12 protein-coding genes are annotated in these 12501 nt (G+C 62.3%); 5 read left to right on the forward strand and 7 right to left on the reverse strand.

What is annotated here, in order from left to right; all coding sequences use genetic code 11:
• Positions 1-11 precede the first annotated feature (11 nt).
• Positions 12-1130 (reverse strand): 3-deoxy-7-phosphoheptulonate synthase, encoded by a 1119-nt coding sequence (locus tag AWB82_RS03715; RefSeq protein WP_086965818.1) that lies wholly within the window; start codon positions 1128-1130, stop codon positions 12-14.
• Positions 1131-1307: 177 nt separating this feature from the next.
• Between AWB82_RS03715 and AWB82_RS03720 the strand changes: the two genes are divergently transcribed.
• Positions 1308-1982: an HAD family hydrolase gene (locus AWB82_RS03720; RefSeq protein ID WP_086965784.1), complete on the forward strand. Its 675-nt coding sequence runs from the start codon at positions 1308-1310 to the stop codon at positions 1980-1982.
• Positions 1983-2012: 30 nt separating this feature from the next.
• Positions 2013-3038 carry an aldose epimerase family protein gene (locus AWB82_RS03725; RefSeq protein ID WP_086965819.1) on the forward strand — a complete coding sequence of 342 codons (1026 nt, stop codon included), beginning with the start codon at positions 2013-2015 and terminating at the stop codon, positions 3036-3038.
• A gap of 7 nt (positions 3039-3045) precedes the next feature.
• Here the strand turns inward: AWB82_RS03725 and AWB82_RS03730 are convergent, their stop codons facing one another.
• From AWB82_RS03730 to AWB82_RS03755, 6 genes are all read right to left on the reverse strand, one after another.
• Positions 3046-4182 carry a porin gene (locus AWB82_RS03730; RefSeq protein WP_086965785.1) on the reverse strand — a complete coding sequence of 379 codons (1137 nt, stop codon included), beginning with the start codon at positions 4180-4182 and terminating at the stop codon, positions 3046-3048.
• Positions 4183-4391: 209 nt separating this feature from the next.
• Positions 4392-5906: an ATP-binding cassette domain-containing protein gene (locus AWB82_RS03735; RefSeq protein WP_086965786.1), complete on the reverse strand. Its 1515-nt coding sequence runs from the start codon at positions 5904-5906 to the stop codon at positions 4392-4394.
• Positions 5903-6829 (reverse strand): branched-chain amino acid ABC transporter permease, encoded by a 927-nt coding sequence (locus AWB82_RS03740; RefSeq protein WP_086965787.1) that lies wholly within the window; start codon positions 6827-6829, stop codon positions 5903-5905. The genes AWB82_RS03735 and AWB82_RS03740 overlap by 4 nt, the downstream gene beginning before the upstream one ends.
• 2 nt (positions 6830-6831) lie before the next feature.
• On the reverse strand, positions 6832-7707 hold the full coding sequence (locus AWB82_RS03745; protein ID WP_086965788.1) for a branched-chain amino acid ABC transporter permease: 876 nt from the start codon (positions 7705-7707) through the stop codon (positions 6832-6834).
• A gap of 114 nt (positions 7708-7821) precedes the next feature.
• The gene (locus AWB82_RS03750; protein ID WP_235023160.1) at positions 7822-9060 is read right to left on the reverse strand and encodes an ABC transporter substrate-binding protein; all 1239 of its coding nucleotides are present in this window, start codon (positions 9058-9060) and stop codon (positions 7822-7824) included.
• A 196-nt stretch (positions 9061-9256) separates the two neighbouring features.
• Positions 9257-10153: a LysR family transcriptional regulator gene (locus AWB82_RS03755; RefSeq protein WP_086965790.1), complete on the reverse strand. Its 897-nt coding sequence runs from the start codon at positions 10151-10153 to the stop codon at positions 9257-9259.
• A gap of 92 nt (positions 10154-10245) precedes the next feature.
• Here AWB82_RS03755 and AWB82_RS03760 point away from each other — a divergent pair, with 92 nt between their 5' ends.
• From AWB82_RS03760 to AWB82_RS03770, 3 genes are read left to right on the forward strand one after another with little or no spacing between them, the layout of a single operon-like run.
• On the forward strand, positions 10246-11022 hold the full coding sequence (locus AWB82_RS03760) for an NAD(P)H-dependent oxidoreductase (RefSeq protein WP_086965791.1): 777 nt from the start codon (positions 10246-10248) through the stop codon (positions 11020-11022).
• A 59-nt stretch (positions 11023-11081) separates the two neighbouring features.
• On the forward strand, positions 11082-11708 hold the full coding sequence (locus tag AWB82_RS03765; RefSeq protein ID WP_086965792.1) for a glutathione S-transferase family protein: 627 nt from the start codon (positions 11082-11084) through the stop codon (positions 11706-11708).
• A 15-nt stretch (positions 11709-11723) separates the two neighbouring features.
• Entirely contained in the window at positions 11724-12359 is a 636-nt protein-coding gene (locus AWB82_RS03770; RefSeq protein ID WP_086965793.1) for a glutathione S-transferase family protein, read from the forward strand.
• Positions 12360-12501 lie beyond the last annotated feature (142 nt).

Consider the following 12501-nt stretch of genomic DNA (forward strand, 5'->3'; position numbering starts at 1 on the left):
AGTTTCGACGATCAACCCGCGCGACGCTTTCTCACGGCTTGTGCGAGCAGGTCGAGCACGGGTTCGCTTTGCGTCCAGCCAAGGCATGCATCCGTGATCGATACACCGTGCTTCAGCGGCACGCCCGGCTTCAGATCCTGACGGCCTTCTTCCAGATGACTCTCGATCATCACGCCGGTGATGCGCCGCTCGCCCGCTTCCAGTTGACGCGCGATGTCCTGCGCGACATCCACCTGACGCAGATGCGACTTGTTCGAGTTGGCGTGCGAGCAATCGATCATCACCTGTTCGCGCTGGCCGAGCTTGGCCAACGCAGCGCACGTCGCCGCGACGCTTTCGGCGTCGTAGTTCGGCCCCATCTTGCCGCCGCGCAGAATGACGTGGCAGTCGTCGTTGCCGCGCGTCTCGAAGATCGCGGCCATGCCCATCTTCGTCATGCCCATGAACGCGTGGCTCGCGCGCGCCGCGACGATCGCGTCGGCCGCGACCTGCACGCCGCCATCGGTGCCGTTCTTGAAACCGATCGGGCAGGAAAGACCCGACGCAAGCTGACGATGGCTCTGGCTCTCCGTCGTGCGCGCGCCGATCGCGCCCCACGCGATCAGATCGGCGATGTATTGCGGGCTGAGCAGATCGAGAAACTCGGTTGCGGTCGGAAGACCGAGACCGCTGATGTCGAGAAGCAGTTCGCGCGCGCGGCGCAGGCCTTCGTTGATGCGGAAGCTGCCGTCGAGACGCGGATCGTTGATGTAGCCCTTCCAGCCCACCGTCGTGCGCGGCTTTTCGAAATACACGCGCATCACGATGACGAGATCGTCGCGCAACGCATGCGCGACTTTCTTCAGGCGCTGCGCGTATTCCATCGCCTGATCGTGATCGTGAATGGAGCACGGACCGACGACCACGACGAGCCTGTCATCGCGGCCATGCAGAATATTCGCGATAGCCGTGCGGCTTTCCTCGACGAGCGTCTGCACGCCGGGCGTGACCGGCAGTTCGTCGAGCAGCAAGGCCGGCGAGATCAGCGGACGCACCGCGCCAATGCGCGTATCGTCGATGCGGGTCGTGTCTTGCGTGGAGTCGGCCACGCCTGCCTCCTGATCGCGGGAGGGATTGTCGATGCGGGTCAAGATAAGCTCCGTCATGCGTAATTGATGCAGAATTCAGGGACTTTATGCGTTATTTCCGCGATGAAACGGGCTCGCGGCGCAAACATCCATTATCGCATTTGCCGCAGCCCGCTCGCCGCATCGTGCGTATCATGAAGCCAACACGACACGCTCAAACTCACTCGAAGGGAGCAGACCATGCGCATCGAAACATCATTCCTGTTCGACCTGGACGGCACGCTCGTCGATAGCGTCTATCAGCACGTGCTCGCGTGGAAAGAAGCGCTCGACGCCGAGGGCATCGAGTTGTCCGTGTGGCGCATTCATCGCAAAATCGGCATGAGCGGCGGCCTCTTCACCGATCAGTTGTTGCGCGAGACGCATGGCGAGATCAGCGCGGATCGCGTCGAGCGGCTGCGCCAATTGCATGCGCAGGCGTACACGCGGTTGCGCGCGCAGGTGTGCCCGTTGCCCGGCGCGCGTGAATTGCTGGACGCGTTGACGCAAGCCGGCACGCGCTGGGCCATTGCCACGAGCGGACGCATGGAAACCGCGCAGGTCAATCTCGAAGCATTGGGTGTCGATCCGTCGAAGCAAGTGGTCATCACACGCGACATGGTGAAGTACGCGAAGCCCGATCCCGACCTGTTCCTCGCCGCCGCCGAGCGTCTGAACGTGCCCATCGAGCATACGGTCGTCGTCGGCGACAGCATCTGGGACATGCTGGCCGCGCGTCGTTGCCGCTCGCTCGGTGTCGGCTTGCTGTCGGGCGGTTATGGCAGCGATGAACTGGAGCGCTCCGGCGCGTTGCGCGTGTACGAAGATCCGGCGGACTTGCTGCTGCATCTCGACGAAGTCGCGGCGCGGCCTTGAAGCGCGTTCAATCGTGAGATGATCGCGCCCATGACGCCCTCTTCCATCGACGTGCGCCCCTGGCGCAATGCCAATCTCTACACGCTGCGCAATGCATCGGGCATGCGCGTCGATATCAGCGACCTCGGCGCGACGCTCGTTTCATGGTTCGCGCCCGATCGACAGGGACATTTCGCCGATGTCCTGCTCGGTCACGACACGCCCGACGACTATGTGAACGGCAGCGCGTTCATCGGCGCGATCGTCGGGCGCTGGGCCAATCGAATCCGCGACGCGCGCTTCGTGCTCGATGAGCTCGCGCATCAGGTCGAGCGCAACGAAGGCGCGAATCATCTGCATGGCGGCTCGGCGGGTTTTCATCGGCAGATGTGGCGCGCGCAGGCGGCGCACGGCGCGCTCGTCATGACGCTGCGTTCGCCCGCGGGCGCGGCGGGCTTTCCCGGCAATCTGGATGTGACCGTGCGTTATGCGCTCGACGACGGCGGAACGTTATCGATCGACTACGAAGCGCACACCGATGCGCCGACGCCCATCAACCTGACGAATCACGCCTACTTCAATCTGGGCGATGACGCGAGCATTCGCGATCACGAGTTATCGATTGCATCGGATACGTACTTCGCAATCGATGCGACGTCGATTCCCGTCGCTCGCGAAAGCGCGAAGGACAGCGTGTTCGATTTGCGCGCGCCTTCATCGATCGGCGCGCGTCTCGATGCGGCACATCCGCAACTCGCGCTCGCGGGCGGCTTCGATCATTGTTATGTCTTGAACGACGATGCGAAAGAACCGCGCACGGTTGCCGTGCTGTTCGATCCGTCGAGCGGACGCGAGCTGAGCGTATCGACCGATGCACGCGGCTTGCAGTTCTACTCGGGGAATTATCTGGAAGATGTGCCCGCACGCGGCGGATCGCGTTATCGCAAGCATGCGGGGTTATGCCTCGAAGCGGGTGGCTTCCCGAACGAGATCAACATGAAAGACGGCGAGCGCGCCGTCTTGCGTCCTGACGAAAGTTATCGCCAGCGCACGCGCTATACCTTGCGCGTGCGCTGACGCGACATCAGAAGATATTGCGCAAGCCGATCGACACGCCGGTCTGATTCGAGCGGCCCGGCAATTCGACATCCGCCGCGCCCGTCACCTTGTTGAAGTCCACGGTGCCGTAGACTTCGGTGCGTTTCGACAGCGCATACTCCGCCAGCGCGACGCCCGTGTAGCGATTGCCGCTGCCCGTCGCGCCGCCGCCGATGGCCGCGTTCTTCATGTGGTCGTAATAGAACGCGCCCGTGAGCAACAGCGCCGGTGTGACCTGATAGGTGACGCCTGCGAACGGGCCATCGTCGCGACGGCCAGAGCCTTTCAGGATATCGGTGCCCGACACGAGGCCGCGTTGCTGCAGGATGCTATCGACGAAGCCCGTGTCATCGGTCGAATGCAGATAGCCCACATAGAGCTTCGCCGCGCCGATTGCATAGACCGCGTTCGCGTTCCATATCTTCTGCTTGTTCGCGGAGTTGTCGCTGTTCTGCTGATAGCCGCCGCCGATGGAGAGCGGACCCATTGCATACGACGCGGTGAAGCCGTACATGTTGCCCGCGCCCATGTGACCCGGAACCTGACCCGAGAAGCCGCCCGCGCCCGTCGACGTATAATTCGTGCCGAACGAGTACATCGCGCCGATCGTGAGGCCCGCGAACGTGCCGTTGTACTTGACGGCATTATCCGCATAGAGACCCGCGCCGAGCGCAACCGGCAGCCACGCATTCTCGAAGTAATTACCGACGGTGAGCGGATCGTAGGTGTCGCCGAGCATGTCGAAGAGCGGCGTCTTCTGACGGCCGAGTGTCACCGTGCCATATTGATTCGACAGACCGACGAAGGCCGCGCGGTTGAAGGCGCGCGCGCTGTCGGAATACTGGCCGTTCTCCAGTTCCACGCCGCTTTCCAACTGGAAGATCGCCTTCAGGCCGCCGCCGAGATCTTCCGTGCCCTTGAAGCCGATACGGCTGTTGGTGATCGCGCCGTTGGTCATGAACAGCTTGCCGTCGTTGTTGGCATTGGCGTTCGTGAGATAACGCACGCTCACGTCGGCGACGCCATAGAGCGTGACCGAGCTTTGCGCGAATGCGGATTGACACGCGAGCGCCATGACCGATGCGCCGATGCCCGCGAGGGCACGCGATGTGATTGTCTTCATGATGTGTTGGAAGCGCGTATTAGTTAGCAGTTTTTTTACGGGCTTCGATGCGTCGCCTTTCAGATCGCTGTCTGATCGCGAACAGCTTCCGCGTGACGCATGAAAGCACGCGGTTTTTTAACACATCAATTATCGCGACGTCTGATTTGGTGCAATACGTGTAGTGTTTTATGCAACAACGGATACGCGTTTAGTTGCATGTGCACGCTTCATACCTTCGCTTGCGCGACTTGCGCTGGCTCGGACGGCACCGCTTCGAGGAAGCCTCTTCCCATCTCCTTCTCGAATCGCGACGGACTGCCCTCCCACACGATGCGCGCATGTTCGAGCACATACACGCGATCCGCATGCGGCAGCGCGAACGTGACGTTCTGCTCGCCCAATAGCACGGTAATCGGCGTGGTCTTCTGCATCAACTCCATCGCCTTCGACAATTGCTCAAGAATCACCGGCGCGAGACCGAGCGTGGGCTCGTCGAGGATGAGCAGCTTCGGCTGCATCATCAGCGCGCGTGCGATCGCGAGCATCTGCTGCTCGCCGCCCGACAGCGTGCGCGCGGTCTGCGCCTGACGCGATTCGAGTATCGGAAAGAGTTCGAAGAGCCACTTGAGTTGATCGGCGCGCATCTTGTCCGGAAGATGATAGCCGCCGAGATCAAGGTTCTCGCGCACGGTCATGTCGCCGAAGAGTTCGCGCGTTTCCGGGCATTGCACGATGCCGCCGCGCGCGATCGCCGCGCCGCTCATGCCCTTTAGATCCCGCGAGCCGTAGCGAATGGTTCCCTGATAAGCCACGAGTCCGGAGATCGCGTTGAAGAGCGTCGTCTTGCCCGCGCCGTTCAGTCCGACCACCGATACGAACTCGCCTTCGCGCACGTGCATGCTCACGCTGTCGAGCGCGCGCGCCTTGCCGTACAGCACGCCGACATTCTCGACCTGAAGAATCGATGGCTTGTCGCTCACGACTTCCGCGCCGCGCTCGCGCGCCTCGATCTTGCCGCCGAGATACACGCGCCGCACGGTCTCGTTGCGCATCACCTCGTCGGCGGTGCCTTCTGCCACGTACTCGCCGAGATACATCGCGAGCACGCGATCCGCGAGCGCCGCGAGACTCTTCACGTTGTGATCGACGAGCAGCACCGCGCGCCCTTCCGCGCGAAAGCCGCGAATCAATTCGGAGAACGCTTCCGACTCGGCGGCGGTGAGGCCCGCGAAAGGCTCGTCGACGAGCACGACGCGCGGATCGCGCGCGATCGCCTTCGCCATCTCCATGCGGCGCAGATCGGCGAAAGGCAGCGTCGCGGGATGACGATGCATCACGTGGCTCAACCCCACGCGCTCCGCGATCTCGCGCGCGCGCCGGTTCACATGCGGATCGGCGGCGAGCTTCACGAGCGAATCGGGCAACAGCGCGAGCTTGATGTGTTCGAGCACCGTCTGCCGATGCAGCGGCCGCGAATGCTGGAACACGATGCCCACGCCCGCGCGCGCGATGCGATGCGGCGGCCAGCCGGCCATCTCCACGTCATCGACTTTGATCGACCCCGCGTTGGGCCGCTCGATGCCCATGATGAGCTTCATCACCGTGGACTTGCCGGAACCGTTCGGACCGATGAGGCCGAGTATCTCGCCGGGCCGGATATCGAAGCCGATGTCCTTCACCGCGACGAGACCGCCGAAGCGCTTGGTGAGGCCGCGCACCGAGAGTAATGGCGTATCGCTCATTCGCGCTCCCTCACACGCAGGATGTTGCCGAGCAATCCATCCGGAAAGAATAGAATGACCGCGAGCGCGACAGCCGCGACCACGAACGTGTTGATCTGCCCGAGCGGACGCAGGAATTCCCCCGCGACGATGAGAAAGATCGAGCCGAGCACCGCGCCGAGTATCGTGCGCCGCCCGCCGAGCACCGCCGCGATGATGATCTGCACGCCGATGCCGATATCGACCACCGTGCTCACCGACGCCGTGCCTTGATAGAACACGAGCATCGCGCCCGCGACGCCCGAAAACACCGCGCTGATGCAAAACGCCGCGAGCTTATGCTTCACGACGTTGAAGCCGAGCGCTTGCGCGCCGACGGTATCCTGGCCGCTCGCCTGCAGAATGAGACCGATCGCCGAGCGCGACAAGCCGAACAGGATGATCGCGCAGCCGATCAGGAAAGCGAGCGCGATCCAGTAGTTGATGCTCGCGTCGACGGACATTACATCGGGCACCATCATGCCGATCTCGCCGCCCGTGATGCCCGCGAAGATCACGATCGCGTTCTGCAGCAACAACACCGCGACGAGCGTGACGAGACCGAAGTACGGTCCGCGCAGGCGCAACGCCGGCACCGCGAGCAGCAAGCCGCCGACGAGCGCGACGAGGCCGCCCGCCATCACGCATATCGGTATCGGCGCGGCGGCGTGCGCGTTCAGTATCGCGGCGGAGTATGCGCCGAGGCCGATCAGGAACGTCGGCCCGAAGTTCACTTCACCCGCGAAGCCGAACAGCAAGTCCCACGACATCGCGAAGACGCCGAAGTAGTAGGCGACGGTCAGCACGCCGAGGATATAGCCGGTGAGCCACCACGGCAGCGTCGCGGCGACGATCGCGAGCAACACCGCGGACCCTATCAGACGCGAGCGAACGATCTCTTTCATGATTAGCGCCGTCCGAGAAAGCCTTGCGGCCGCACATACACGACGAGCACGAGCAGCAGCAGCGCGGGCAGCGGCCGCAGCGTCGGCGCGATGAGATAAGCGGTGATCGTTTCCAGATAACCCACGACATACGCGGCCATCAACGAACCCGACACGCTGCCGAGGCCGCCCAGCACGACGATGGAAAACGCGCTCGCCGTGAGTTGTCCGGTGTTGTTCGTGCTCACGCCGAGAAACGATGCAAGCAGCACGCCCGCGACGCCCGCGAGCACGCCGTAGATGGTCCACGCGAGCAGATAGATATTCGAGAGTTCGAAGCCGAGCAGCGTGAGACCGCGCGGATTCATCGACGCCGCGAGCAGCGCCTTGCCCGCCTTCGTGCGATTGACGAAGAGCCACAGCAATCCGATCGTGACCCAGCATACGACCGCGATCATGATCTCGTTGTACGGCACGCGCACGCCCGCGATACTCGCGACGCCGGGAATCAGCGGACGCATCGTGACGGGATTGTCGGAGAAGAGATACGCCATGCCCTGCTGGATCATGATGCCCCAGAGCAACGTGCCGGTCAGCACGAAGATCTCTTTCTCTTCACGCGGAATGGCGGTGGAACGTTGAATGGGCCGCACCACCAGGAAATAGGTGACGTACGCGGCGATCATGCCGCAGATCACGCCGAGCGGCGTGCCTAGATACGTGCCCAATCCCGCTTCGCCCGCGAGCGCCCAGCCGAGCAGCGCGGAAATCAGCATCACGCCGCCATGCGCGAGATTGAGCACGCCGGAGACGCCGAAAATAAGCGTGAAGCCGATCGCGCCGAGCGCGTAGAGCGAACTGATCGCGAAGCCATCGATGAGTATTTGCAGTGGCAACATAGCGGCCCTTTATGATTTCCATGTCGATGCCAACGTGGAACCGGTCCCCGCGACATGCGCCGCAACGCGCGCGCGCCTTCGAAAGCGCACGCGCATTACGACACGAAAACGCGCTTAGTTCGCGGCTGCCTGCACCTTCACGAAGGCCGGAAATTTGACCTTCGCGTTCGCCACCGACTTCGGCCATATCGCCACTTGTTTGCCGTTCTGCCATTGCAGGTTGATGCCGGTGATATAGCCTTCACCGTACTTCAACGCATGCGTGAACTGATCGTTCTTGCCGTAGAACTGCCAGCGTCCGATCGTGCCGACGTAGTCGGTCTTTTCGAGCGCATCGACCATCTTGTCGGGATCGGTCGAGCCTTGATTGCGATGTATCGCGTCCGCGATGATGTACACGAGGTCATAGCTCGTGAAGCCGTCGTATGCGGGCGACACGCCGGCAAAGTGCTTCTGATACGACTCGACGAAGGGCACGGTCTTCGGCGTCACGGCAACGCCGGGCGCCGCCGCCGACGCCGTGATGACGCCTTCGGTCGCGCCGTTGGTGTCTTTCCAGAAGCTCGTGGTCGTCGCTTGCGAGCTTTGGCCCGACATCGGAATCGGCACTTGCTGATCGTGCCATTGCACGGTCGGCTGCACCCCGACGTGGCTGATGCCGGTCGTGATCGTGTCTGGATGCTTCGCTTCGATCTGGTTGAAGATCGGCGTGAAATCCGACGTGTCCGGATTGAAGCGGATGTGATCCAGCACCTGCAGGCCCGCTTTAGGCAGACATTCGAGGTAGCGCTCGTCGAGCGGCTTGGTCCACGCGGCGTCTTCGCTCATCACGACGGTCGTCTTCATCTTGAACTCGCCGACGAGCACGTCATGCGAGAAATCGCAGATCGACTGCGCGATGAAAGCCGATGTCATCCAGCCGTGGAACGTGTACTTGTAGTTGTTGTAGTCGTCATGCACGCGCTTCGAGATTTCATTGCTCGCCGCGCCCGGCGTGATGAAAGGCATCTTCAGGCGCGCGGACCACGGCTCCATCGCGAGCGCGACTTCGCTGATATAGCTGCCGATGATCGCGACCACTTTGTCCTGACTCGCGGCGCGCTGAAACGCCCGCACGCCGTCGGAGGCCGACGAGTGGTCGTCATACGCGACGATCTGGATTTGCCGGCCGTCCACGCCGCCCTTCGCGTTGATCTCTTCCGCGGCGAGTTGCGCGGCCTTGCTGATCGAAGCGCCCGCCACGGCGGACTCTTCACTGATGACGCCGATCTTGATCGGCTCCCCTGCCGCGTGCGCCGCGACCGCGAAGCTTAAGCCCGCCATCGCCGTACCCGTTGCGATGACGGTGCTCATTCCCCGCCACGTCTTGCCCTTAACCATCATCAGTCTCCTCTTTTTAATCGATCGTGGAGCGACGCCAGCCAGACACATGACACATGCAGCAATTAAGGATTTGCCGACAAACAGTAGCACTCGCCTTTCAAGCACTGAATCAGTAATAACGATAGAGACGGTCATGCGCAAACGTCATCAATCGCCCATGATTCTTTCAAACAGCTTGCGCAATGAACTCGCGCAGCCATCGATGCGCCGGATCGCGATGCACGCGTTCGTGCCAGTACATCGACATTTCATAGCCGGGGACATCGACGGGTGGCGCGACGATGCGCAACTCGGGCCAGTGCTTCGCCAGCCTGAGCGGTTGCATCGAAACGAGATCGGTCGTCGCGAGCACGGAGCGCACGAACAGGAAGTGCGGCACGGAGAGCGCCACATGCCGCTTCATGCCGAGCGTCGCGAGCGTTTGATCCGTCGGCCCGAAGAATCCCCCGCCATCGGGCGACACGATCACATGATCCAATGCGCAGTACTGCGCGAGCGTAGGTCGGCGCTTCAATCGCGGATGATCCTTGCGTCCCACGAGTACATAGCTTTCCGTGAAAAGCAGGTGCTGATGAAAGCCGGTGGTTTCCGGCGACGTGATGTGAAACGCGAGATCGATCTCGCCGTTCTCCGCCTGCTTCGCAAGGCGCGGCGGCAGCAATTCCAGCACCGCGATCCGCGTGTGTGGCGCGGCCGCGCGCAAGCCGCTCAACGCGGGCAGCAGCACGGTCGATTCGCTGTAGTCGGTGGCGGCGATGCGCCATGTGTTGTCTGCGGTGGCGGGATCGAACGGGGCTTCTGGCAACACTGCGCGTTCGAGCGACGCCAGCGCCTCGCGCAATGGTTCGCGCAGACTTTGCGCGCGCGCCGTCGGACGCATGCCGCGCGGACCGGGCAACAACAGAGGATCGCCGAAGATATCGCGCAGCTTCGAAAGATGCACGCTCACGGAAGGCTGCGAGAAATGAAGACGCTCGGCCGCGCGCGTGACGTTCTGCTCGGCGAGCAGCACGTCGAGCGTGAGCAGCAAGTTGAGATCCAGCTTTCTCAAGGTATTAGTCATTGAAATGCCTGCAATTTCATATATTCATTTCGAATATACCCGAGGAGCTTCTAAGCTGAGCGCCATTCCTGAACCGAATTGGAGAAAGCCTCATGAATGTGCTGATCGTGCATGCCCATCCGGAACGCCGCTCGCTGAATGGCGCCATCAACGATTTCACCGTCGAGCGTCTGCGCGCGAACGGCCACAGCGTGCAAGTCTCCGACCTGTACGCGATGAACTGGAAAGCCCCGCTCGATGCCAACGACGTGCGCGAGCGCAATGCCGATGCGCCCTTTCACGCGAGTCTCGATTCGAAGCGTGCATTCGAAAGCGGCCTGCAAAGCCGCGACATCGAGATCGAGCAGGACAAGCTGCGCTGGGCCGACGCCCTGATCCTGCAATTCCCGATGTGGTGGTTCTCGATGCCCGCGATCATGAAAGGCTGGGTCGAGCGGGTCTATGCGTATGGCTTCGGCTACGGCGTCGGCGAGCATTCGGACACGCATTGGGGCGACCGCTACGGCGAAGGCCTGATGGCGGGCAAGCGCGCGATGATCGTCGTCACGACGGGCGGATGGGAATCGCACTACGGCGAGCGTGGCATCAACGGCCCGATCGACGATATTCTCTTCCACATCCAGCACGGCATGCTGTTCTATCCGGGCTTCGACGTGCTGCCGCCTTTCGTTCTCTATGAGACGCATCGCATGGATGAAGCGCGTCTGCAAGCCACATACGACGCGCTCGGCCAGCGTCTCGATCGCCTCTGGAACGACGCGCCCATCGCGTTCCGCAAGCAGAATCACGGCGACTACGCGATTCCCCAACTCACGCTGCGCGACGAACTCGCCGCGGGAAAGATCGGCTTCGGCGCGCACATCGACTGAGCTAGAGCGCGAAACACGGCTAAGATGGACCCTTCGACAAGTACGGAGGAACACATCGAATGCTGACGATCTGGGGCAGAGCCAACTCGGTCAATGTGCAGAAAGTGCTGTGGTGCTGCGATGAACTGGGGCTCGCGTACGAGCGCATCGACGCGGGCCTGCAATTCGGGCGCAACAACGAGCCCGACTATCTCGCGATGAACCCGATGGGCCGCGTGCCCACGCTGGTCGACGGCGATTTCGTGCTGTGGGAGTCGAACTCGATCATCCGCTATCTCGCGATGCAATACGGCGCCGCAAGTACGCTCTATCCCGCCGAGCCGAAAGTGCGCGCGAGCGTGGACCGCTGGCTCGACTGGTCGCTTTCCACGCTGCAGCCCGCCGAACGTCCGGTCTTCTGGGGCTATATCCGCACGAGCGCCGCGGATCGCGACGCGAAGCAACTCGCCGCCGCCGCGAGCGAAGTGGAAAAGCTCTGGCGCGTAATCGATGCGCATCTGCAAGGCCGTGACTATCTCGAAGGCAACGCCTTCACGCTCGCCGATCTCGTCATCGCCGCGTATGCGCGCCGCTGGTTCGGCATCGTCGAACTCGCGCGGCCCTCGCTCGCCGAACTCGAACGCTGGTACGTGGGCATCACTCAGCGTCCGGGCTTCGCGCGTCATGTGTCGCCCGCACTGACCTGAACGGGACGCCTCGCCATGACCATCGAACTGCATACATGGAACACGCCCAACGGACGGAAGATCAGCGTCGCGCTGGAGGAACTGCAACTGCCTTACGCCGTGAAAACGGTGAACATCGTGAAGGGCGAGCAGCACGCGCCCGAGTTTCTGCGCATCAGCCCGAACAATCGCATTCCGGCGATCGTCGATCCGGACGGACCCGACGGGCAGCCGATCAGCGTGTTCGAATCCGGCGCGATCCTCCTTTATCTCGGCGAAAAGACCGGCAAATTCCTGCCCGCGAGCCTGCGCGATCGCGTGCCGGTGCTCGAATGGCTGATGTGGCAAATGGGCGGCTTCGGCCCGATGCCCGGACAGGTGCACCACTTTCGCATGGTCGAAGCCGAGAGCGATCGGCGCTATGGATTGAAGCGCTATTCCGATGAAACGCGTCGTTTGTATGGCGTGCTCGACAAGCGCCTCGCGCAGGTGGAATACGTCGCGGGCGAATTGTCCGTCGCGGATTTCGCGATTCTCGGCTGGGCGTGGCGGCATGAACGTCATCAGGTTTCGCTCGATGAATACCCTAACGTCAAACGCTGGTATGAAGCGTTGTTCGCGCGTCCGGGCGTGAGGCGCGGCTTCGAGGTGAAACTGGACGATCTCGTCTGACGGATTCGGCTGGAACGCCGGCGTCAGTCGTGTGTAAGGCTCGCGCGCATAATTCGAATAAGCGCATCGAAATGCGCGCACAGGAGGCGACACCATGACAGCCGGCATGTACGACGATGGCCTTCCGAAAACGGCCGCCAAC

It is taken from the genome of Caballeronia glebae (genome assembly GCF_001545035.1).
GTDB lineage: Bacteria > Pseudomonadota > Gammaproteobacteria > Burkholderiales > Burkholderiaceae > Caballeronia > Caballeronia glebae.

Excerpts from the sequence above, each read along its gene's own strand:
- AWB82_RS03735 (WP_086965786.1), bottom strand. The coding sequence starts at position 5,906 with ATGAGCGATACGCCATTACTCTCGGTGCGCGGCCTCACCAAGCGCTTC.
- AWB82_RS03770 (WP_086965793.1), top strand. The coding sequence starts at position 11,724 with ATGACCATCGAACTGCATACATGGAACACGCCCAACGGACGGAAGATC.
- AWB82_RS03760 (WP_086965791.1), top strand. The coding sequence starts at position 10,246 with ATGAATGTGCTGATCGTGCATGCCCATCCGGAACGCCGCTCGCTGAAT.
- AWB82_RS03755 (WP_086965790.1), bottom strand. The coding sequence starts at position 10,153 with ATGACTAATACCTTGAGAAAGCTGGATCTCAACTTGCTGCTCACGCTC.
- AWB82_RS03725 (WP_086965819.1), top strand. The coding sequence starts at position 2,013 with ATGACGCCCTCTTCCATCGACGTGCGCCCCTGGCGCAATGCCAATCTC.
- AWB82_RS03730 (WP_086965785.1), bottom strand. The coding sequence starts at position 4,182 with ATGAAGACAATCACATCGCGTGCCCTCGCGGGCATCGGCGCATCGGTC.
- AWB82_RS03745 (WP_086965788.1), bottom strand. The coding sequence starts at position 7,707 with ATGTTGCCACTGCAAATACTCATCGATGGCTTCGCGATCAGTTCGCTC.
- AWB82_RS03765 (WP_086965792.1), top strand. The coding sequence starts at position 11,082 with ATGCTGACGATCTGGGGCAGAGCCAACTCGGTCAATGTGCAGAAAGTG.
- AWB82_RS03720 (WP_086965784.1), top strand. The coding sequence starts at position 1,308 with ATGCGCATCGAAACATCATTCCTGTTCGACCTGGACGGCACGCTCGTC.
- AWB82_RS03750 (WP_235023160.1), bottom strand. The coding sequence starts at position 9,060 with ATGAGCACCGTCATCGCAACGGGTACGGCGATGGCGGGCTTAAGCTTC.
- AWB82_RS03740 (WP_086965787.1), bottom strand. The coding sequence starts at position 6,829 with ATGAAAGAGATCGTTCGCTCGCGTCTGATAGGGTCCGCGGTGTTGCTC.